Below are 21,128 nucleotides of genomic sequence, written 5' to 3'. Positions count from 1 at the left end.
GAATCGGCATGCAGTCATTGCCTGCAGGTCACTGCTCCGTGACTGCCCGGTGCAGTTGAAAACTGCCAATGGCGAATGAATTTAAACTGCGTCCATGCAGTCATATGCAGTTTAAATGCAGTTATGACTGCATGCCCAGAACCCTTGTGGGAGTAGGGATTGATGGTGATGATGCACTTCAAGCAGTCATTTCCTAAAGGGCCGAAAATGGCAGCCAAAATCTGGGGGCATGTCCGCGCGCGCCCGCGCGCGCGTACGCGAGGAAGGCCTTCCGGGCGGTTTTCGAAGAGCCGGAGGAAGGGTGCATGGTTGCTCCGCCCACCGCCCCGACGGCACGACGTGGACTCCTCCGCGGTCCGCCGTCTCCGCTCGGATGGTGGGTCACGACAACCGGAGTCCGGACCTCCGAGGAGGCGCCGGACGACTTGGAAACATGCCGGGGGCCCGGCGGGGAGCCGGGAAACGCAAAAACCGACACTCTAACGGACTTTCCACCCTCAACATGGACTGGGAGTCCCGTTCGATAGGAAAACCCGTCAGAGGGGCGTCTGGATGCCTTTTCGGGGCAAATCTCCGGAACGTCGATCACGGTCGCTTTGCTGGCTGTCAAGAGGGACAGGCTTCAATCGCGAAAACATGCCGGCCGCCGGGGGGGGGCGTCCGGGCGAAGCGAAAATCGAGGCCCTACGCGCGCGCACGCGCGGGCGCGCGCGGACCTGCCCCCTGATTTTGGCTGCCATTTTCGCCCCTTCAGGAAATGACTGCTTGAAATGCATAACCACCATCAATACCTACTCCCACAAGGGTTTTGGACATGCACTTATAACTGCATTTAAACTGCATATGACTGCATGGATGCAGTTTAAATTCCACCATCATTGATGGTTTTCAACTGCATCGGGCAGTCATGGGGCAGTCACGTGCAGGTAATAACTACACGCCAACTTCATGGTGGTTTTCGACGGCCCCTCCGCTCCTCTGGTCGCCCCTCTTTCGAAGGGACCCCCCGACGGCCACCGGAAGAATGATTTCGCCAGGCCGTGCCATCCTCCCCGGAGGCCGCCCGATCAAGTGGCGGCGCGGCTCGGAAATCCGGCTCCCTCGCGCGAGTGCGCGCGCACGCGCGCGGACCCACCCCCTGATTTTGGCTGCCATTTTGGCTCCATATATAAATGACTGCTTGAACTGCACAACCACCATCAATCCCTACTCCCACAAGGGATTCGGCCATGCAGTTGTGACTGCATTCAAACTGCACATGACTGCATGAGTGCAGTTTAAAATCCACCACCGTTGGTGGTTTTCAACTGCATCCGGCGGTCACGGGGCAGTCATGCGCAGACAGTAACTGCACGCCTCCTTCATGGTGGTTTCCACCCTCTCCCCGGGGTCGCGGCCGGGTCTCTCCGCGTGGACGCATACATGTCCCCCGACGGGTCCTCCGCGCGTCCGACGCATGGGGTCCGCCGGAATTGTCCTATGAGCCCCGACCCTGGGAGGGAGACCGCGATGGCCGAGAAGAAGGATCCGCGTTCGAACGTGGAGCGCGACATGGACCGGTTGAAGACATGGAAGTTCGGGAACATGCCCGGCATCTCGCATGGCGTCAACAAGGTGTTCGCCGGACTGTCGGCCATCGAACCCGGGTTCGAGGACGACGAGGACGGCGCCGACTTCTGCGACCGGCTCGGCCGGTGGGTGAAGATCCCCAAGCGCATGGACGGCCGCCCCTGGTTCCACATGGGATACGCGCAGGCCCTCTGGGACTTCCGCAACGGCGACATGCTCCTCGGGGCCGCGACCCGCGACAAAAGCCGCCAGCTGTTCGTGCGCGACGTGGACGACAGCGGCGACAACGAACGCCTCCAGACATGGCACGCGATCTCGAACATCGCGGACGAATACCACGTGCCCCGCCAGGAGTCGAACCCCGTGTGGGACGCGCTGATGAGGGCCGAATGCCGCAAGCTGGACACGCGCGTCCAGCACGGCGTCAAGTTCAATGACCGCGCGTACATCACCCCATGGCTCGACTTCCCCAAGGGCAACGCGCCACTATTGAAGATCGACCCGGACAAGCCCGCCTTCCACGACCCGTTCGAACTGGTCGTCGACCAGGAGTGGGACAAGACGCTCGTCGGGGAGGCGGTCCGGTTCCTCCGCCAGATCACCGACGGGCCCAACAGCCTCAGGAACCTCCTCCTGATGCCCGCGACCCCGTTCTGCGAACCCTACAAGCACCTGTCCTACGTGCTGGCCGGCGAAGGCGGCAACGGCAAGGGCACCCTGTTCAGCGCGTTCATGGAATCGTTCCCCAAGATGGCCACCAGCATCGACGTGGAGCGGCTCGTCGGCGGAGGCAAGTCGTCCAGCACGCTCATGGAGCAGGAGCCCGCCAAGCTCATGCGCCAGATGTGGGCGTTCGACGAGGACGCGGAAAGCCTGACCGCCCAGCAGACCCCGAGGCTGAAGAAACTGTCCACCGGCGACACCCTGACCGCGCGCAAGCTCGGCCAGGACATGGTCCAGTTCAACCCGCGCGCCACCCTGTGCGTCGCCACCAACCTCGAGTTCGTCACCACTTTGGACGCGAGCATGCGCCGCCGCTTCGTGTTCGTGCGCATGCGCGACGGGCAGGACCCCGACGACCTGGAGGACCTGCGCGAGTTCATCAACGAGAACGGGGCCATACCGTTCCTCATGGCCTCCTGCGAATACTGGTGGAAGGAAGGCGAGCACGGCAAGCGCGACGTGCAGATCGGCATGCCCGAGCAGATCTCGGAGTACGAGCAGTGGCTCGTCGACCGGATCGTGCGCACCGGGTTCGCCGAATCCGACGGCTACCCGCACACCAAGTGGGACGCGCGCAACGCCAACGCCAAGCTCGGGCTGAGGACCGCGCGCCGCGGCGGCCGGTTCGGCGTCGTCGTCGACAGCGAGGACCGGTTCCGCCCCTACCGCGAATACGTCAGGAGCCTCATCCTCGGCGAACAGACCAACGTCACCCCGCCGCCCGCCCCCATGGACGGCCAGGAGGCGGCGCCCCGCCCCGACCAGCGCGGCTTCGAATGCGACTACACGCCCGCCCGCGCCGACAAGAGCGCCATCGGCTGGAAGAAACTGGTCGCCGACCCGGACGCGGACACCATGCTGCCGCCCAAGGATGCGAAGGCGTTCACGTGCGTGCCCCGCCCCGGCTACGCGGTCCTCGACTTCGACATGAACAAGAGCCAGCCGGGCGGATTGGACGGGTGGACGGCGTTCAGCCTCGAGGTGGGCGACTACGGGTCCATGGGCTTCCCGTTCACCTACGTGGTGCGCACCCCGTCCGGCGGCGCCCACGCCTACTACAAGCTGCCCGAGGGCGTCCACCTGAAGGACGCGGTGAAGGCGGGCGGCATCCCCGTGGACATCCGCTCGGAGGGCCGCGGCTATGTGATCGCGCCGGGCAGCCGGACGAACGCCGGCCGCTACGAGGTCGCCGACGAGCACGAGGTCGCCGTGATGCCCCGGCTGATGGTCGACTGGCTGGCCTCCCAGGGGCAGGTGGAGGGCGTGGAACCCACGGAGGCGCCCCGCCCGGCCAGCCCCGCGCCCGCGCCGGGCGCGCAGCATGGTCCGTCGCGCCGAATCGACCCGTTCGCCGGCATGTTCTCCAAGCCCACGCCGGGCCGCACGCCAGGCCAGCCCAAGCCGCCCGTCCTGACGGAGGGCAGCAGGAACAGCACGTTGAGCGCCGACACCTACGGGCGGCTCCTCCACTATCCGCAGGACAGGGAGCGCATCCACGACAACATGCTCCAATGGGGACGGCAGAGCGGCCTCAGGGACAGTGAATTGGAGGCGATCTGGAGGAGCGCGGTCAAGGCCGCCGACAGGGACCGGGCCACGCTGGGCTGACCCCGGGCCTCGGACGCATCCTCCCGGACGGAACGTGAATCGAATCGTCCGGGAGGGAGAAATCGTCTTGGCCGTCGAACTTGAATGGGCCCAAGGGCTCGAACATGTGGAAAGGCTCGCCCAATGGGGGCCGGACGCGCCCGCCGTGGCCGCCTCCTGCCTCGTGTCGGAGGCTCGCGCATGGGGCACGCGCGGACTGACCCCCATGCTGGACGGCATGGACGCGTGGTTCACAAAGGCCGACCCCTCCTCGCTCTCGCACGTGGGCCGCGCCCACCTGGCGCGCGCGCTCGCATGGCGCCTGTCCCGCGACCACGGGGGATGGTCGGAAAGGAAGATGCGCGTCCGCCTCCTGCGCTCCGCGACGCGCATCGGACGCCCCGACCCATTGTTCGACTATCCGGACTCCCCTACGCCCCCGAGGGATGGCGTCGACCCGATCGGGTTCGCGCGGGAGCTCGCCGTCATCGACGCGGACGGATTGACGGCCCGGCGAAGGCCTTCGTTGAAACGCCGTCTGACGGCCCTGGATCCGCGCATGGGCGGCCATGATCCTCTGGGGCGGCTGGCGCTCATGGAATGCCTCGCATGGGCGCTGGCGCACGCGAGGAGCGCTCCCGGAGGCCTGCGCGAACGGTGGGCGCGCGACCTGGACGCGCTCGCCCGCGCCGTCGACTGAACGTTGCGAAAAAACGGGAGGCGTCTCCGGCCATGCGGGCCGGAAACGCCTCCCGTTGACGTTTTGCGGCGATGACGCCGCTTCCGCTCAGACGGCCCTGTGCCGTCCTCCCGTTTTGCCGCCCGCGCCCGCCGCCGCATGCCTGTTGCGGCGGACGACCACGATGGTGACGGTGATGGCGAGCGTCCACGCGGCGAGGATGGCGAGGGCGACGAGCCATGGGAACACCCAGTCGCCCGGCTGGTCCTCCGGATTGGGCGCCGGGTCGGGCATGGAGACGCGCTCGCCGGTGACGACGAGTCGCTGCGTGTTGACCCCGTAGGGGGTGCAGGTCAGCAGGGTGACGATGTCCTTGCCGGGTTGGATCCTCAACAGTTTGAAATCGTCCTGGGTGAACTGGCCGTCGGGCCCGCTGGGGCTGACGACGGTGATCTTCCTGACCTGGTAGGCCATGGTCCTGCCCAAAGTGTCGATGTAGAAGATGTCCCCCGTTTTGCCGCGCCGGAGGCTCAATTGGTCGAACATGACGTGGCTTGCGAGCCCGGTGTGGGCGGTGATGACGCTATTCGTGTTCCGGCCGCCGACGGGCAGGCTAGACCCGTACATGTGTCCGGCGCCCGCGGCGAGCGCGCCCTGGCCACTGCCATGGCGGATGGGCAGGTCGATGTCGAGCCTGGGGTAGCGGACGCGGCTCATGATCCCGTCCTCGGGGGTGGCGAGCAGGTTGTTGTAGGTCTTGTCTTTGGAGGCGATGGTCGCGTCCCCGCTCCACGGGTCCATGGCCTCGCCCATGACCTCCTGGCCGTCCTCGGCCAGGCGTTGGTTGTATTCGCGGGCCTTGGCGAGCTCCTGCTTGCGTTGTTTGGCCTGCAGGGCCTTGACCTGCTCCTCGTGTTGGTCGACGACGTGCTCCTGCCGTTGGTCGTTGAGGATCATGAGCGTGAAGGGGCCGGTCAGGCAGGCGGCGGCGAGCAATAAGGCGAGCACGCCCGCCACGAGACGGACCGGGGACAATGCCCTGGTTCCGCCCGTGGCGGGCGTGCCCCCATGGGTGGCCTTGTGCCTCATCGGGTCAGGCGACGCTCCTGCGGCGCAGGAGCAGGACGCTGCCGCCGAGCAGGGCCACGCCCGCCGTCACGGCGAGGATCAGCCCGTTGGCGCCGGTGGTGGCCATCTCCAGCAGGTTGCGCACGTTCCTGACCTGGACGGTCAGATGGTCGTCCTGCATGCTCGCGTTCTTGCCGTCCACGGTGGCCGAGAGGGCCGCGTCCGCGTTGTCGGCGCCGGGGGTGACGGTCACGGTGACGGTGAACTGGGTGCCCTGCTGCATGTAGCCTTCGGGCACGCCGGTCTCCTCGACGTGGTATTTGCCGGCCTTCAGGCCGGATACGGTGGCGTCGCCGGCCTTCACGTCGGCCTTGGCGGCCGCGTCCGTGCTCGGCGTGTACACGTTGTTGGTGCTGGTGAACTTGATCGGGTCTCCGGTCTTCTCGCCGGCCGCGTTGGTCTCCCACACCTGGAAGGTGGCGCCGTTCAGCGGCTGGTTCTTCGCGTCGACCTTGTGCAGGTTGAACTTGCCGGTGTACACCTTGGTTTCGTTGCCCGGCGTGGTCTCGTGCTGGCCGCTGGCGTTCGGGTTGTTGCCGTATTCGAGCTCGACCGTGTTCGGGTTGCCCTGGCCGCCGACGATGGCGTCCTGGTCGATGGTCGCCTGGTAGGTGATGGTGATGGTCGCGTCGGCGGGGAACTTCGCGTTGCCGGCGATGTTGGACACGAACGCGTCCTTCACCACGCTGCCGAACTCCCATTTGATGTTCTTGCCGTCGACGGTCTGCTTGTAGTCGACGTCCTTCGCCAGGGTCGTGTCACCGACCTTGATGCTGATCGTGTCCTGCTTGACGGTCATGTGGGTCGGCCGGTCGGTGATGGCGAAGTAGCGGGTGTCGTAGCCGGTGGACGCGGGGATCTTCTGCGTGATCTCGAAGCTCACGTCCTTGCCGACCGTGCCCGTCGACTGGTCCAGCTTCTGGTCGCCCTCCACGATCTTCTTGACCGGGTTGTCGACCGGCAGGGTCTTGTAGGTGACCTCGCCCAGCGTGTACGAGCCGGAGGAGGTGACCAGGTTCATGCCGTTGATCTTCGTACCGTTGAGCATCGGGATCGACGCCTCGCCCGTCGCGGTCGTGTCGATGACCGCGTACACGCCCGGCTTCAGGCTGCCGGCCGTCTGCTGGTTCGCGTGCCCCTCGACGGCGGTCAGCGGGGTGCCGTCGATGGCCTTGAACGCCTCGTCCTTGGACAGGGCGGTCAGGAAGTCGCGCAGCTTGCCGGCCCACGGGCTCGTGTTCGAGTCGAGCAGGTTCTCCACGACCCATGCCATCGGGTTCGTTTCGTCGATGGTGACGGTCTTCGTGTCGTCGCCCTTGACCTGGATGCCGTCGGTCTTGTCGTCCGTGTCGAACTGCTTCAACGCGTTGACGATGCTCGCCTTGGCGGTCGTGTCCGTGTCCATGTCGTAGCCGGTGACGTTCGTGCCGTCCGTCTGCGCGGCCGTGTACGAGCCGAGCGGGATGGCCTTCATCGTCCGGCCCGAGATGTCCTGGTCCTCGGCCGCGTTCACCGTGATCGACTGGACCTTCGCCAGGTCCGCGTCCGCGACCGGGGTCGACGTGGCGGCCGGAGCGGCGGAGGCCGACGGGGCGACCAATGCGGCCACCGCGGCCACGATCGCCGTCCACGCGGCGGTCTTCCTCATGTTCATGGGATTCCTCCCTCTTTCCCCTCCCCCACCCCCAGAGGGGCGTGCCGGGAGGATCGGTATACCGTGACGGAACCACCCGACGGGCGTTCCGGCCGGACGGCTATGCGGCGAAACGAGAAGATGGGACCGCTACAGGCAGAAGGCGGGCGCGACGCCGTAGCGGTAGATCGCACCGTTGTAACTGAGATCGCCGCTGGAGTTGATCTGCAGGAAACCGTCGTAGTAGTCCGGACGCGGCGACCGCCCCCACGCAAGCGCGTCGTGAGCTCCGGCGGGCCTCGCCCTGGAAGGGGCGGCCCACAGCGTGTTGAGGATGGTGTTGCCGTTGAAATTGTTGGTCACGCGGCCGTCGTAGAACTCGTATTGGGAGCCGCCCTGAGACAGGGACTGGAAGCCATCCGTGTCCTTCCATCCGTCGTACGGGGTCTTCACGTACTCGCGGTAGGAGACGAGCCAGAGCCTGTCGTTGGTGCCGGTAGCGACGGCGCGCTTCTCGTTGCCGACGGTGTTGTTCGTCGTCTTGACGACCGGCTCCACCGTGTCCCTCAGGTCGGCGGGCATGCTTTCCCAGATCTCGCCGGTGTTCATGTTCCTGCGGAGATCGCTGTCACGCCATCCGCCCTTGTTCGTGTTTAAGCCGGAGCATCGGGTCGTGGAATCATCCGTGGGCATGATGCCGTTCATGCAGTAGGCTCGCGGAAGGCTGTTGACGGTCTGGAACGTAAGTCCGGCCTTCCCGCTTCCGTCCGCCTTGTCGTCGTGGAGGATGCCGATCAGGCGGACCGGCATGTCCACTTGCTGGCCTTTGGTGGCGATGGCGGTGCTCGTGACCTTGAGCACGCCCCTCGTGTCCGCATCCATCGCGGACTCCAGCTCGCCGTAATACTTCGAATTCTGGCCGTTGATGCTGAGGTCCTCGGCGATCGTCTTCAATCCTCGGGCGGAGTATCCGGCGTAGCAGAAGCCGGACTCTCCGCAGGATTCGGGCGTGGCCGCATCCGCCATCGGAACGCTCAGTCCCGCCACCAGCAACAACGCTGTCGCAGCGGCGGCAAGACCAGCCTTCAGATGTCTAAACGCAATGGGGGGGGGTGATGTTCTTCAGATTGCTCATGCCCTCCCCTATGCGCCTCTTCCGGGGGTCAGAGGGAAAAGGCGGGCGCGACGCTGGACCGTTCGAGCGCACTGACGTAGCTGTTGATCTTGCCGTCATTGACTATCAGGAAATAGTCGAAATAGTTCGGATACGGCGACCGCTCCAATGCAAACGCGTTGTTGGTTCCGGCGGGCCGGCTCCCGGAGGGAGCGGCCCCAAGCGCATCGAGGATGGCGATGGCATTGCCGTCATACTTGTCGACGACCTTGCCGTCGTAGAACTCGTATTGACTGCCTTCCTGGCTCCACGCCTGGGCGCCGGGAAGATCCATCCATTCGTCGTATATGGTCTCCGCGTACTCGCGGTAGGAGACGAGCCAGAGCCTGTCATTGGTGCCGGTGGCGACGGCGCGCTTCGAATTTCCGATGGTGTTGTTGGTCATCTTGACGACCGGCTCCACCGTGTTCCTTAGATCGGCGGGCATGCTCTCCCAGATCTCGCCGCCGTTCATGTTCCTGCGGAGGGCGCTGTCGCGCCAGCCGCCCTTGTTCGTCATCCCTTGTTCTCGAAGACAGGACGCCGTGGAGTCGTCGCCTGGCATAATGCCGTTCATGCAATATGCCCGTGGCAGAGAATTGATGGTCTGGAACGTCAGGCCTGCCTTGCCCGAGCCGTCGGCCTTGTCGTCGTGGAGGATGCCGATGAGACGGACCGGCATGTCCACTTGCTGTCCCTTGGTGGCGACGGCGGTGCTCGTGACCTTGAGGATGCCGCGCGTGTCCGCGTCCATCGCGGCCTTCATCTCGCCGTAGTATTGCGAGCTCTCGCCGTTGACGCTCAGGTCCTTGGCGATCGTCTTCAAACCCTTCGCCGAGTATCCGGCGTAGCAGAAGGCGGAGTTCCCGCAATCTTCGGGAGTATCCGCGTATGCGACGGTCCCGTTCAATCCCGCCGCCAGCAACAGCATTGTCGCCAGCGCGGAGAGCCCGGTCCTCAGTCGTCTAGGAATCGCAATGGGGGGGGGGTGATGGTTTTCGGCTTGTTCATGCGGATCGTCTATGCGCGCTCCGCCCCGGTCGTTGACGCGCCGGACGGTTCGCCCGCCAGACGGAGCGCCTGTAGAATGCCCTCCCGAAAACATCCGGCCGCCGGCGGCCGGAATCGGGACGGGAGGGCATTCTCGATGGGCGGACACTACGACGACTGGGAGATGGAATCGCGGGCGCGGGACGCGGAGCGTTTCGCCATGGACGCGGCAAGGGACGCGGCGGACCTGCGCGGACAACTGGACGAGGAGCGCCGTGCGCGCGCCGACATGGAGAAACGCCATAGTCGCGAGATGGCACGTTTGCGCAAGCAGATGCGGGACGAGCGGAAACGGCATGTGGACGCCGAATACTCGAACTGGGTCGCCACCCCGGACGGCGAACGGTTCGCGCATGCGAAGTGGCGGCTTGACCAGGTGTGCGACGAACTGGGAAGGGTCTGCAAGATCTATGCGCGCGACAAAAACAGGGTCAAGAACCAGGCATCCCGGGCGGCCGAGGCGACCCACGACCATGAGGTGGCCGCCGTCCGCAGGAGGGCGAGGCCCGTGAAGGCGGGCGCGGCTCTCGCCGTCGTCCTGTTCATATGGCTGACGCTCGTGTGCGTCGACCGAAAGTTCTTCCAAGGCTACATCTCGAACCGGTATTACGCGTACATCCCCGCCTGCCTGCTCCTCGCCTTCATATCCCTCGTGGTCTACGCGGTCGCGGGCGGCAGCGTCATGGCCGCGGAGAAGAAACGGAAGGAGGCCGGCCTGCAGGCCGCCGTCGAGGAGGAGAGACGCCTGCACCCGTTCGAGGACTGGTCCGAGCCGGGCATCGACACTGCGTTCGACATGCGGAAGCGATGCGAGAGGCTGGTGGACGAAGGGCGTTTCCTGGACGCGTTGGAGGCGATCCGCCCGTTCATGGACTCATCACAGACGATCGAGTGGAGGACATATCCGGACGCGCTGGAATCGATGCCCACGCTGAAGGCGGAGTTCGAGCGCATGCGCGCCGAACGCGAACGGAAGGCCATGGAGGAGCCCGTGCCGGTGGAGGAGCCGGAGTTCTAGGCTCGTTCACGATCCGCGCATATCATGGTGGCATGCGTAGAACCCTAGCCTCCGTTTCCATTGCCGTCCTGCTCGCCATGGGCCTGTCCGCGTGCGGCGCCCAAAACCAGTCCTCGGACTCCCCCGCGTCGAGGCAGTCCACGTCCCAACGATCCGACGCCGTCGAAGGCGCGGAGCCCGTGGACGAGCAGACGTTGATTGACGTGGCCGTGGACACGGAGAAGGCGATGCGCTCCTGGGGGTCGGACTCCACCATCCCCGTCGACCAGCTCACGCAGAAGACCGCCAAGGACGTGCTCGCGACGCTCGACCCCGGCCACGTCCCCTCCAAGCCCGACCTTCTTTCCGGCGTCAGGGGCGAGGACGGGGCGGGTCCGGACATGCCGTGGGACGGGGAATGCCTGTCCGGGCAGCCCTGCGAGGGGTGGACGATGCGCGACTGGATGTACAACGACGCGTACGCGTACGGGGCCAGGTGGGTCGACGGGCCCACGGCCAGGGTGATCGACTCACGCAAGGGCCTGGTCCAAGTGACCGGCACGGTGCGCGCCGTCTTCCTGCAGGACCGCGACACGTTCGGCCAGGCCTCATGGCCGGACAAGGAATGGTACGCGCTCACCCCCTCGTGGAAGGACTACGAGATCGAGGACACCCTCACCATCAGGGACGGGAAGGCGGTCGAATACGTGAACGGACCGTCCGACCCATGGTGGATCAACCCGTGGCTGCGCGCATGGAACGACAGCATGGCGTCCGACACCGACAACGGGACGAGGGTCGCCATCCCCGTCGAAGGCGACCCCCAGGAGACCGAACGCTACATGAACATCAAGCACATGGCCGTCGAGGACTTCCAGACGGCCCCCCGTCTCATGGGCGGCGACACCACCGGGGGAACGCCCGTCGACTGGAGCCTGTGGGACGGGCTGATCAAGCTCAAGCCCACCACCTGCCAGAACCCCGGCGCCTGCCAGGATTGACGCGCCTCCTCACCTCCACGTGTCCTTGCGGAAGAACACGTTCCCGGCCCCCTTGAAGTCGTCGCTGGTGAGCCATCTGGACCCGTATCCGTTCCAACTGCCGCTGCCGCCGTTCGCATAGTTGCCCTCCGAGATGCGGATCCTCCACCCGGACCCGTCCTTGACGACCTCCTCGACGACGGCGATGTGCCCGCACGACGTGTCGCCGCCGAGCGCGCCGCCCATCTGGCTGACCCCGTCCCCCGGTTTGGGGCTGCTGCTGACGGTCCAGCCGGGCGTGGCCGCGAGGTGACCGGCCACGTCGCCGCCGCACGCGGTGTGCCAGTTGGCGACGTCGTGATTGTGGATGAGCCATAGGCGTGTGAGCGCGTACCAGTAGCATTGGTAGTCGGAGAACGTGTTGAACGGGCCGAAGTCCCCGTTCTTGCACACGTGCGCGTCCGTGTCGCACATCCATGAGAAGTCCGAGTGCAGGACGTCGGGAGCTCCTCCCACGCTCCCGTATTCCGCGTCGCCCGAACCGTTGCCGCCCGACGGGTCCTTGCACGCGGCGAGCGCGTTCGACCCGGGAGTGACGGCGGGTTTGGAGCCCTCGACCTTCCCGTCGTTGAGCTTCGCATACCATTCGTCCGCGTATTTCAGCCGCTCCTCGATCGCCGCGTCCGAGTCGGCGCTCACCTCGACGATGTTGTGGAATATCCTGGCGACGTCCCGCGCGCTGTCGGCGGTCTGCATGAGACGGTACGCGTGGTTGTAGTCGCCCGCGAGGTCGTCGATCAGGTGCTGGACCTGGACCTCCCCGTCCGCCCAGCTTCGCCCCTTCTCCTCGGCGAGCTCCACGAGGGCGACTCCCCTGCCGCCGGTCCATTGGATGAAGCCGATGCCCGCCGGCCTTCTCGCCCACGCCTTCGCCCCGTCGTTGTCCGCGTCGTCGGCCCCGTGGCCTTCGGTGGTCCTGTACCGGACGCCGCTCTCCTTGCTCGCGTTGCCGAGGATGCCGGCGATCATCCTCTTCGAGAACTTCAATCCCTTCAGGTCGACGCCGGTGCCGTTGCTGAGCCGGTCGACCACGTCGGGCGCGTTCGACCCGTCCGCGTCGACGCTCGCGCCGCCCGAATCCCCGTCGCCAGTGTCCGCGCACGCGGCGGTGGCCGCGGCGCCCGTCGAGCTCGTGGACCCGGCCATGGGCATGAACATCATGCCTGACATCATCACCATGAGCAAAGGGGTCGCCACCATTGCCCCCAACGCGAGCGTTCTCCTATCCATGGCGCGCAAGCTATGCGAAAAGGGGACGGAAGCCCACGCGAAGGAGGGTCTCCGTCCCCTATTGTCCGGGATGTCCCGGGGTCAGCCGACGGTGCGCACGAGCTTGAACAGGTACGGCAGGCCTGGGGCCGGCCCGTACCAGACGCGCACCATGGGCCATGCCATGAGCGCGGCGGGCAGGGCGGGCTCGTCGTCCACGCTGTCGAGGCGCACGTTGGCGAGCCCGTCCGGGCTCACCCAGGCTCCTGGCGCGCCCTCGACCGGATAGCCGGAGTGTTCGAGCGCCCACAATGCCCACACGTGCCATTGGCTGCGGTCGTATGGGTGCGTGCTGTGGTCCATGCGGTCGAGGTCGCTGCGCTCCAGGAGACGCGAGGCCGCCTCCCGCCCCCACTCGGGGTCGATGCGGGAGAGCATGCGGGACGCGTCCCCCATCAGCCCTTCCAGCAGGGCGTTGTCCATCATGGGGGGCGTGTGCCGGCCCGCGTCCCACAGGACGCGGCCGGACTCATACGGTGTGCTTCGTGTCAAACGGCGCCTCCTTCGCTCACGGGAGCATGCCGGCGAACGCGTCCGCGCCGGCCGCCTGCTGCGGGGCGACGGCCGGCGCCGGGGCGGACGTGTGGGTGGCGCCCGCGAACCCAGTGCCCGCGGCCGGAGCCGGGGCTTGGGCGGGCGTGGAGCCCATGTTCTGCAACGGGTCGACCGGGGTCAGTCCGAACCCGCTGAACGGATCCGTGTCGACGCGGTCGACCAGGGGCGTGCCGTCGCCGGTCTTGAGCACGGCGATCAACGTGGGCTTGATGCCGCGCGACCCGTCGTTGCCCACGTAGGCGGTCAGCCACAGCTTGACGCGCACCAGGGCGCCCGAATACAGGCTGCCGCGGTCCAGGGGGCGGCGGGACTGCTCGTCCAGGAGCGCGTTCTCGGCCGCGAGGTCGCGGCGCGTGCTGACGCGCATGTACGCCTTGCCCTGGTATTCGGGGTTGACCTGCGCGCGGATGCGCCCCGCGTTCTGCCCGTTGCGGATCACATACGTGTCCGCGTCCCTGATGGGCAGTTGGATGCCGAGCGCGCTCAAATCGGCCGGATGCTCGGGCATGCCCTGGAACGGCGGGTTGACCTGCTGTCCATTGCGGTTCGTGTACGAGCGGGTGCGCCCCTGCTCGTACGCGTCCTTGAACGCCTGGTCCATGCGCTCCAACTCCGCCTTGAAACCGGGGTCGTTCTTGTCCCAGATGAGCTCCGCGCTGTACACGCTCTCCCCGTTGTTGTTGGCGCGCGGGGTGAACACGCCGGCCGCGTAGTTGATGACGGCGGGCAGGTTGGTGATGAAATCGGCCATGATGGCGCTCCTTAATGTTCTTCGAATATGCTGTCGTGTGCCTTTGGACCCCGCCGCGATGGCTTCGCGGCATGGCCCGGCACGCACATGTATGCGTCCGCGACTAGCGTCTTGTTTTTGAGGCATCGGGAAGAGACTTCGGAAGGACCCCATCATGCGCACGAACATCCGCCGCATCCTCGCCATGACGGCCGCCACGGCCATGGCGCTGACCCTCGCGGCATGCGGCCAGCCCCAGAACGCGGACGCCGGGGACGCGGCCAAAGGCGACGACCCGCGGCAGGTCGCCGAACAATACGTCAAACTCATCGAGGAAGGCGACCTCAAGGCCGCGTTCAAGCTCACTTTGGACGGCAAGCCCGCCGGACGACTCCTCGAACCCAAGGCCTACAAGGAGGGCGCCGTCGAACACACCCTGAAGGTCCTGCCCGCGGTCGGAAGCACGGCCGAAGGCACCCTCACGGCCGGCGGCAGGGACATGGACCTGAAGATGACCAAAACCGACTCCGGGTGGCGGATCGTCAAACCCACGCCCGACAAATGGTCGTCGCCCATCAGCCGCCGCTGCGACGCGATCCTCCCCCAGGCGGGCACGTTCAACGTGGAATGCGACACCAAATTCGGCCACAGTAGGCTCGTCGTCGAACGGAACCCGGACGGGGACGGGCACGACGTGAGGGACGGCGAATGGACCGGCGTCGACCCGCAGGCGCTCCTGAAGAAAACCGGATACTACCTCAGCTCGTTCACCCGCGAACACGCCCGCCTGACCGACGACACCGGGCGCGACGCATACGTCGACCAGATCGTCGACGTGAAGGCGCACGGCGCGGACCTGTACGTGCGGGTCATGGGAGGCGTCGACGACGATCCCGCCACCAAGTGGGGGTCCCTGACGCCCGTGTGGCTGCGCGTCGCCTTCACCTCCGGCGACTGCGGATGGTCCGACGCGATCGCCTACAACGGGGTTGATGACACGCCCGCCGCGGACCCCGAGCAGGGCATCGACGGCGAGTTCGAGATCACGCCCGAACCGGCCGCCTAGGCATACGGCAGGGCAAAAGCATCGGGGCCGGTCCCCCGTCATATTTCGACGGAGGACCGGCCCCACGTTTTCCCAATCTCACGCTTTGATCGTCGACGGGTCGAACATGCTCCTCTGCTCGACCATGGGCCCGTGGATGTCCGCGGACTCCAACGTGTGGTCGTCGAAGATGGCGACCGACCCGTCCCCGTAGGGTATCCTGTCGCCGGCCGCGGGCACGAGCGCGCCCACCCGTTGGGCGAGCTCCCTGGCCTCCTGGATGCGGCCCATGCCGGCGAGCATGTCGATCTGCGCCTTCGCCTCCCATGCGCGCACGTCATCGTCCTGCGAACGCCGTTTGCGCGTGTACTGTCCCGCTCCCGGCGTGCCGTGCGGCGCGTGCGTCATTCCAAGCCTGTCGACAACCATGGTGACTCCTCCACTGGATCCTGTTCCGCCGTTTCCCGTGATGATGCGGGCACGCTATGCGGCCCGCCTCCCTCCAGTTCGCGCATCCGCTCCGCCTGGGCGTCACGGGCCTCCGGCATGCACCAGCCGCGCAGCCTCGGGGGGAAATAGCGCAGGCGAGCCCTGTAGAGCATCCACGTGGCGAACCGGGTGGGCGTGCGCGCGCTCTTCCTTCTGTTGCATTTGGCGCACAGATCCACGAGGTTCCTCCGGACGGTCGGCCCGCCCTTCGCCCACGGCCACCAATGATCCAACTGCTCCGCCCGCCGCCGGCAGCGGAGCAGGCCGAACAGGAACCGGTTCTCGCACCGGTGCTGGCACGCGGTGTCGATCCACTCCCGGTCCGAATCCGTGAACGCGCGCCGCGTGTCCCGCCACTCCACGTCCCGTGGGGCGCGCATCGGCAGGTTGAACGCGAGCCATACGGCGAATACGGCCGCCGCAACCAGTAGAAGCGGCGCCAATAGGCTCGGATCCGCCCAACCGGGCAGTCCCGGCAGCATGAGCCGCCACAAGGGCGTGTCGTCCGCCCACTCCGGCTGGCTGGCGCGCAGCCCGTCCCGGGTGCGCCCCGCCCACATGGCGACCGCCGGGGCGAGCACGCCCCCGATGGCGGCAAGCGTGCCCGACAGCCACATGAGCATGCGGAACACACGGTACGCGTCCCACATGCGACGCCACCATGCCCTCAGACGGCGCACCATGTCACCATCCCACGAGCGTCAGCACGAGGCCGACGACGATGGCGAGCACGGACAGCAAACCCAGGAGGGGCGCCCACCGTTCCGTGTCCGTGGCGAACTTGGCGCGCTCCCTCTCCCTGTCCTCCCGGCTCATTTGAGCACCCCTTCGGCCGCCTTCACCGTGTCGGGGCTCTCCAACCCCAGGTCCGCCAATTCCCGGAGCATGCCGAGCGCATCGTCGGCGTGCTCCAACACCCATTTGGCGACCTGCGCGGGATCCATGCCCTCCGGGTCGAACAACGGACCGTACTGGACGCGCATCCTCTTCAACATGAGCACCGCGTGCGCGGCCAGCTCGTCCCCCTCCCGCCCGTAGGCGACCGCCCGTTGGGCGGCCAGGACGACGCTGCCAAGCATGCCGACCTGGGCGAGCCTCCTGCCGAGAATCAGATGGTCGGCGACCGGATACCCGTGCGGCCATGCTTCGCGGGCGCGTCCGCGCACCATGTCCCGCATCCGGTCGAAACCCTCGCTCTCCCCCACCCCGTCGAAACGGTTCGCATACTCCAACACCTGCGCCTCGTCCTTCGGCGCATCCTCCAGGGGCGTGAACCAGACGCGCCCGTCCCCGCCCCGTTGGATCAGGCGCAGCGCGTCCAACGCGACCACGAGGCGCATCTGGTAGGCGCCCATCGGCTCGCCCGGCCGGCGCATCCAAATGGTGGCGGGCAGATACGGGTAGGGAAGCGTGAACAGGCCCGCGAGCCTGGTGCGCTCCGAGCCGGCCCCGGTGGGCGTGACCACGGGGATCGGACAGGAGGGCAGCGTGTACACGAGCCCACGGTCCGCCTCCCCTTCGCCCAGGGTCATGCCCGCCACGAGGGCGAGCGCGTCGTCGGCGACCGTCGGGTCGCCCAGCCAGTACGGGGAGATGTCATTCAACGTGTCCATGCGCGCCTCCTATGCATCAGAAGCCCTCGCCGCCATACGCGTCGCCCCACGGGTCGTCCGGCAGGGGGATGTCCGCGGCCGGGGGTTCGACGGGATCCGGCGTCGGCTGGGATGGGACGGGCTCCTGCGGCATGGGCTCCGCTTCCTCCCTGTCCAGCCGTTCGGCCTGCCTGCGGTCCTCGCGGTCCCTGTGGTTCAGCTCGATGATGGGGACGTTCGCGGCCCGCGCGGCCTGCCAGTCGGCGCCCGCCTGCGTGACCACCGCCCACTCCTTGCCCTGCGCGGCCCCGCGTTCGGCGATCTTGTGGTAGACGCGGCCCGCGGCCGCGGCGAACGGCACGCCCATCCGGTCCACGGCTCCGGCGAACGAGGAGCGCGCCGACTCGGCGGCCCTGTGCGCGCGCTCCGGCAGGGATTGGGCGAAGCCGACGCCCGCCTCGATGCCGCGGCGCGCGAACCCACTCTCGCTGCGCAGCGTGTGCACGCCCATGATGCCCGCCAGGGCGGGCGCCGCGGCCGGGCCCATCAACGCGACGGCGCCCGCGCCGAACGCGACCGGATGCCTGGCGACGAAGTCGACCGCGCCCTTGCCCAACGGGGCCACGACCTTCGACGCGACCGCTCCCGTGAGCCGGCCGACCGAACTGTCCGCGACCCTGTGGGCGACGCCTCCCGCGAAGTCGCGAGCCTGCCCGAACTTGTCGGCCACGCGGGCGCCCTGCCTGCCCATGAAGTCGCCGACGGCGCCGGCGGCAGTCCCGACCCGGCCGAACGTGTTCTCGTAGACCTTGCGCGCGCCCGACGTCAACTGGGGGTGGTTCTTCTGGAAGCTGCTCCTGACGCCCTCCATGAGCTTCTCCCGGTCGATCGCGTAGCCCTGTCCGGCGGCGAGGCGGAACGCCTCCCCGGACGATCCCGCCATGCTTGCGGCCTGTCCGGCCGAATATCCCTCGACGTAATGCTCCTGACGGTTCCCGGCCGCGTAGTCGGCGATGTCATAGCCGGCGCCCGGGCTTGCGAACTGCTTCTCGAACTGGGCGCGCTTCTCCCTGCGCGACCAGTCGGGGTGCGCGGCCTCGATCTCCTTCCAGATGTCCTCTCGTTTCCTGTCCTCCGCCTGTCGTTCGTCCACTTCCAACGGGTCGAGCGACCCGTCGGAACGGTAGGCGGGCATGCCGTCCTCGTCCACGACCTGCGGGTCCGTGCCCTCCAACGGCATGTCGTCCGCCTCGCCGGCCGGCCCGTCGTCCCCGTCCGGCGTTTCCACGGGATTGCCATCCGCATCCAGCTGCGGGTCCAGGGTCTCCTCGGCGGGCCGGTCGCCCCGCGGATCCTCCTGTCCGTCCATGGCGGCCTGCTCGGCCTCCGACGGCGCGTGCCCGCGCTCCTGTCCGCCCGCGCCGGCCCGCGGCTTGTCGTAGTAGGCTTCGCGCCGTCCCTCGCCCCATCCGGCGGCGGCCTTCGACAGGATGCCGCCCCTGCCCTGGGCCGCGTGCCCGGCCGCGGACAGGGCGGCGGCGATGCCGCCGCCGGCCGCCAGCCCCGCCACGCCGGCGGCGAGCATGCCCGCGCCGGTCTTTATCCCGTTGAACATGCCCAGGCCCATCATGCCGCCCAGGCCCTGCGCGCTGAACGGGTCGCCGATCTTCCACACGCTGACGCACAGCCATCGGACGAGCTTCACGTACACGAACGGCAGCAGGAGGCTGGCGATCGTCAGAGAGAGGACGGTGCCCGCCGTGTTCGACTGCGCGTCGACCAGTCCCAGGACGCTGAGGCCGACGTTGACGAACATGGCGCCCACGGCGGCGAACAGGCCGATCAGCACGGTGCCGGCGCACGTGCCCACCAGCCATTTGCACGCGTTGCCGACCGCCCGCCTGCCGGAGTCGGGGCTGAACGCGTAGAACAGGGCGCCCAGGTAGACGCCGCCTGCTGCGGCCATGGCGGCCATGCCCATGACGATGATCTTGAGCATGCCCACGCCCACGCCCCACACCAACAGGGCGACGAGGCCGGCGAGCACGAACAGGATGCTGCCGCCGATGTCGCTCAACGTGGTGCCGCCCTGCTGGAACTTGATCGTCTGGATGGCGGCGCTGTTCTGCTCCTGGCTGCCGTTGTTGTGCGCCTGGGCGACCGCCTGCCAGTTCGTGGAATTGTCCACGTCGAACTTCTCCGCCAGGGCCCGGAGGGGACTGTCCTCCGACAGGGCGGGGTCGTCGCCGCTGGGCTTGACGCCGTCCGGATCGTCCGTGTCCGAGCTTTGGGCGACCATCAGCTCGTCCGACGCTCCCCCGTCGCCGCCCTTGGCGGCCAGCGCGGCGCGGCATTGGGCGACGATGCTGCCCTTGTCCGCGCCGCCCACCTCCATGCCGCGGCCGTCGCCTTCGATCGCGTTGACGAAACCGAAGCCCTTGCGGATGCCCGGCCCGTACTGTCCGCCCTTCAACCCGCACACGTCCCACATGGTCGTGGTCCGGTCGACCAGCTTCGAATCCTGGCGCCCGTCCTTCTCCCCCTTCGTGAACGCGTAGTCCGGGTTGAAGGCGAGCGCCCGCCCGTTCGGCTGGAACGCGGCCACGCCGCTCGCGTCCTTCGTCAGCCGGGCCTGCTGTTCGCCGGTGGCGCCCGCCCGGTATTCGAGGATCCTGCAGAACACCTGCGTGCCGTTCTCGCCCGGCCCGTACTGGGCTCGCGCCCAGATCCTCAATCCGGTCTCCTCCCACATGAAGCTCAGGTTCTCGAGGATCGCGCCGGCCGCGTCGTCGTCCCCGCCCTCCGATGGGGTCTTGGACGCCTCCTTGTGCAATTGGGCCACGTAACGCTGGCAGGACAGTTGGTCCTCCGTATGGTCGTTCGACAGGAACGTGCCCGACCGGGAGAACGACTTCGACAATTCGCCCGTGACGCCCTGGCCCGCGTTGACGAGCACCTGGTGCGTGGTGCCCGCCAGCCAGCTGGGGGTGAACACGGCCTGGCTGCCTTTCTCCGGATCGTCGTTCATGTGGGCGGCCGACTGGGCGCCCATGGCGATGAACACGGTCAGGCCCACCAGGAGCGCGATCAGCCGGCGGGTGAGGGCTCGCGTGCCTTGGCCGCGCCACACGTACCAGCAGCCGGCCACGAGCGCCACGAGGAACGCGAGGCTGATGATCGTCCACGTGCCCGCGGTGAGCGCGTTGTAGATGGTGCCGGCGAACAGGTCGGCCGCCCTGCCGAATTTGTCGAGCGCCTTCTGGCTGTCCGCCGCCTTCTCCAACCATGCGGCGGCCGCCCACAGCTGGTTGCCCATGGAAAGGAACACGCCCGAGATGTTGTTGGGCATGCTCTGGAACCAGCTGGTCGGGTTGAACAGGCTCAGGTCGTCGACGCGGCTGGTCAGGCCTCCGATCGAGTCCGACCAGCGGAGGATGGGGAGATACTGCAGGTCGTCGGCCATGCTCGCCGTCCAATCACTAAACAGGGGTTATTTCAGGTCCACGGGATGGTCGTGCAGTTCGCGGAACCCGTAGTCGTTCGGACTGAACACGCGGTCCGAGCCGGGCAGGATGAACCCGCCGTCCACCCTTTTCGCCCGGTTCATCAACCGGTCGAACCGGCGCAGCGTGATCTCGCCGTTCACGCTGCGCTTCCGGCTGAACATGACCAGGCTCAGGATGCCGCCCAGGGGGATGAGCAGCCACGGGATCCACCCGCCCGTCAGCATGCGCAGCCCGGTCGCGGGCAGGGCCCCGGCGGCCAGGCCGGCGAGGAACAGGAGCACGTCCGTGCTGCGCACCCAATGCCGGCCGCCCAACCGGAGTTCGTCCACCTGCGCGACCCTCAGGCCGCTCAACCGGGTCAGGTCGAACAACATGCGCGGCCC

At 67.3% G+C, this 21,128-nt stretch carries 18 protein-coding genes; 5 read left to right on the top strand and 13 right to left on the bottom strand.

Features of this window, described 5'->3' with window-relative positions:
- Positions 1–1,509 precede the first annotated feature (1,509 nt).
- Positions 1,510–3,900, top strand: a complete 2,391-nt coding sequence (locus AC1AUD_RS00435; RefSeq protein ID WP_476571054.1) for a bifunctional DNA primase/polymerase — start codon at positions 1,510–1,512, stop codon at positions 3,898–3,900.
- 67 nt (positions 3,901–3,967) lie between these two features.
- Positions 3,968–4,579 (top strand): hypothetical protein, encoded by a 612-nt coding sequence (locus AC1AUD_RS00430; RefSeq protein ID WP_476571052.1) that lies wholly within the window; start codon positions 3,968–3,970, stop codon positions 4,577–4,579.
- An 87-nt stretch (positions 4,580–4,666) separates the two neighbouring features.
- Here the strand turns inward: AC1AUD_RS00430 and AC1AUD_RS00425 are convergent, their stop codons facing one another.
- From AC1AUD_RS00425 to AC1AUD_RS00410, 4 genes are all read right to left on the bottom strand, one after another.
- Entirely contained in the window at positions 4,667–5,647 is a 981-nt protein-coding gene (locus AC1AUD_RS00425; protein WP_476571050.1) for a class C sortase, read from the bottom strand.
- Positions 5,648–5,651: 4 nt separating this feature from the next.
- Complete coding sequence (locus AC1AUD_RS00420) at positions 5,652–7,340, bottom strand: isopeptide-forming domain-containing fimbrial protein (RefSeq protein ID WP_476571048.1); 1,689 nt, start codon at positions 7,338–7,340, stop codon at positions 5,652–5,654.
- Positions 7,341–7,469: 129 nt separating this feature from the next.
- Entirely contained in the window at positions 7,470–8,366 is an 897-nt protein-coding gene (locus AC1AUD_RS00415; RefSeq protein WP_476571046.1) for a DUF6273 domain-containing protein, read from the bottom strand.
- A 116-nt stretch (positions 8,367–8,482) separates the two neighbouring features.
- Positions 8,483–9,403 carry a DUF6273 domain-containing protein gene (locus AC1AUD_RS00410; RefSeq protein ID WP_476571044.1) on the bottom strand — a complete coding sequence of 307 codons (921 nt, stop codon included), beginning with the start codon at positions 9,401–9,403 and terminating at the stop codon, positions 8,483–8,485.
- A gap of 216 nt (positions 9,404–9,619) precedes the next feature.
- On the opposite strand from AC1AUD_RS00410, the gene AC1AUD_RS00405 reads away from it, so the two are divergent.
- Both AC1AUD_RS00405 and AC1AUD_RS00400 read left to right on the top strand, forming a co-directional pair.
- Entirely contained in the window at positions 9,620–10,540 is a 921-nt protein-coding gene (locus tag AC1AUD_RS00405; protein WP_476571042.1) for a hypothetical protein, read from the top strand.
- A 32-nt stretch (positions 10,541–10,572) separates the two neighbouring features.
- Positions 10,573–11,520, top strand: coding sequence for a hypothetical protein (locus AC1AUD_RS00400; RefSeq protein ID WP_476571040.1), 948 nt, complete (start codon positions 10,573–10,575; stop codon positions 11,518–11,520).
- A gap of 9 nt (positions 11,521–11,529) precedes the next feature.
- Here AC1AUD_RS00400 and AC1AUD_RS00395 read toward each other — a convergent pair whose 3' ends face one another.
- The 3 genes from AC1AUD_RS00395 to AC1AUD_RS00385 all read right to left on the bottom strand — a co-directional run bounded on the left by AC1AUD_RS00395 (position 11,530) and on the right by AC1AUD_RS00385 (position 14,134).
- Positions 11,530–12,789 carry a phage tail tip lysozyme gene (locus AC1AUD_RS00395; protein ID WP_476571038.1) on the bottom strand — a complete coding sequence of 420 codons (1,260 nt, stop codon included), beginning with the start codon at positions 12,787–12,789 and terminating at the stop codon, positions 11,530–11,532.
- An 81-nt stretch (positions 12,790–12,870) separates the two neighbouring features.
- Complete coding sequence (locus AC1AUD_RS00390; protein WP_476571036.1) at positions 12,871–13,320, bottom strand: hypothetical protein; 450 nt, start codon at positions 13,318–13,320, stop codon at positions 12,871–12,873.
- A 16-nt stretch (positions 13,321–13,336) separates the two neighbouring features.
- Positions 13,337–14,134, bottom strand: coding sequence for an ssDNA-binding protein (locus AC1AUD_RS00385; protein ID WP_476571034.1), 798 nt, complete (start codon positions 14,132–14,134; stop codon positions 13,337–13,339).
- A gap of 154 nt (positions 14,135–14,288) precedes the next feature.
- On the opposite strand from AC1AUD_RS00385, the gene AC1AUD_RS00380 reads away from it, so the two are divergent.
- On the top strand, positions 14,289–15,179 hold the full coding sequence (locus tag AC1AUD_RS00380; RefSeq protein ID WP_476571032.1) for a hypothetical protein: 891 nt from the start codon (positions 14,289–14,291) through the stop codon (positions 15,177–15,179).
- A gap of 78 nt (positions 15,180–15,257) precedes the next feature.
- On the opposite strand, the gene AC1AUD_RS00375 is transcribed toward AC1AUD_RS00380, so the two are convergent.
- The 6 genes from AC1AUD_RS00375 to AC1AUD_RS00350 are packed head-to-tail and all read right to left on the bottom strand — an operon-like array spanning position 15,258 to position 21,119.
- On the bottom strand, positions 15,258–15,587 hold the full coding sequence (locus AC1AUD_RS00375) for a hypothetical protein (RefSeq protein WP_476571030.1): 330 nt from the start codon (positions 15,585–15,587) through the stop codon (positions 15,258–15,260).
- Positions 15,563–16,330 (bottom strand): HNH endonuclease, encoded by a 768-nt coding sequence (locus AC1AUD_RS00370; protein ID WP_476571029.1) that lies wholly within the window; start codon positions 16,328–16,330, stop codon positions 15,563–15,565. The genes AC1AUD_RS00375 and AC1AUD_RS00370 overlap by 25 nt, the downstream gene beginning before the upstream one ends.
- Position 16,331: 1 nt before the next feature.
- Positions 16,332–16,463: a hypothetical protein gene (locus AC1AUD_RS00365; RefSeq protein WP_476571027.1), complete on the bottom strand. Its 132-nt coding sequence runs from the start codon at positions 16,461–16,463 to the stop codon at positions 16,332–16,334.
- A complete protein-coding gene (locus AC1AUD_RS00360; protein ID WP_476571025.1) occupies positions 16,460–17,260 on the bottom strand; it encodes a hypothetical protein in 801 nt (266 codons plus the stop codon). Before AC1AUD_RS00360 ends, AC1AUD_RS00365 begins: the two co-directional genes overlap by 4 nt.
- Before the next feature lie 16 nt (positions 17,261–17,276).
- Complete coding sequence (locus AC1AUD_RS00355; RefSeq protein ID WP_476571023.1) at positions 17,277–20,702, bottom strand: hypothetical protein; 3,426 nt, start codon at positions 20,700–20,702, stop codon at positions 17,277–17,279.
- Between the two features lie 27 nt (positions 20,703–20,729).
- Positions 20,730–21,119, bottom strand: a complete 390-nt coding sequence (locus tag AC1AUD_RS00350; RefSeq protein WP_476571021.1) for a hypothetical protein — start codon at positions 21,117–21,119, stop codon at positions 20,730–20,732.
- Positions 21,120–21,128 lie beyond the last annotated feature (9 nt).

The sequence above is a fragment of the Bifidobacterium sp. LH_730 genome (genome assembly GCF_056355835.1).
Note: the sequence above shows the minus strand (reverse complement) of the source record. Positions and strands in the feature narration are given on the sequence as shown.

Bases quoted from the DNA above. Each gene is read 5' to 3' on its own strand.
- AC1AUD_RS00435 (WP_476571054.1), top strand. From the start codon at position 1,510: ATGGCCGAGAAGAAGGATCCGCGTTCGAACGTGGAGCGCGACATGGAC.
- AC1AUD_RS00425 (WP_476571050.1), bottom strand. From the start codon at position 5,647: ATGAGGCACAAGGCCACCCATGGGGGCACGCCCGCCACGGGCGGAACC.
- AC1AUD_RS00420 (WP_476571048.1), bottom strand. From the start codon at position 7,340: ATGAACATGAGGAAGACCGCCGCGTGGACGGCGATCGTGGCCGCGGTG.
- AC1AUD_RS00410 (WP_476571044.1), bottom strand. From the start codon at position 9,403: ATGCTGTTGCTGGCGGCGGGATTGAACGGGACCGTCGCATACGCGGAT.
- AC1AUD_RS00405 (WP_476571042.1), top strand. From the start codon at position 9,620: ATGGGCGGACACTACGACGACTGGGAGATGGAATCGCGGGCGCGGGAC.
- AC1AUD_RS00400 (WP_476571040.1), top strand. From the start codon at position 10,573: ATGCGTAGAACCCTAGCCTCCGTTTCCATTGCCGTCCTGCTCGCCATG.
- AC1AUD_RS00395 (WP_476571038.1), bottom strand. From the start codon at position 12,789: ATGGATAGGAGAACGCTCGCGTTGGGGGCAATGGTGGCGACCCCTTTG.
- AC1AUD_RS00385 (WP_476571034.1), bottom strand. From the start codon at position 14,134: ATGGCCGATTTCATCACCAACCTGCCCGCCGTCATCAACTACGCGGCC.
- AC1AUD_RS00380 (WP_476571032.1), top strand. From the start codon at position 14,289: ATGCGCACGAACATCCGCCGCATCCTCGCCATGACGGCCGCCACGGCC.
- AC1AUD_RS00375 (WP_476571030.1), bottom strand. From the start codon at position 15,587: ATGGTTGTCGACAGGCTTGGAATGACGCACGCGCCGCACGGCACGCCG.
- AC1AUD_RS00370 (WP_476571029.1), bottom strand. From the start codon at position 16,330: ATGGTGCGCCGTCTGAGGGCATGGTGGCGTCGCATGTGGGACGCGTAC.
- AC1AUD_RS00365 (WP_476571027.1), bottom strand. From the start codon at position 16,463: ATGAGCCGGGAGGACAGGGAGAGGGAGCGCGCCAAGTTCGCCACGGAC.
- AC1AUD_RS00360 (WP_476571025.1), bottom strand. From the start codon at position 17,260: ATGGACACGTTGAATGACATCTCCCCGTACTGGCTGGGCGACCCGACG.
- AC1AUD_RS00355 (WP_476571023.1), bottom strand. From the start codon at position 20,702: ATGGCCGACGACCTGCAGTATCTCCCCATCCTCCGCTGGTCGGACTCG.
- AC1AUD_RS00350 (WP_476571021.1), bottom strand. From the start codon at position 21,119: ATGTTGTTCGACCTGACCCGGTTGAGCGGCCTGAGGGTCGCGCAGGTG.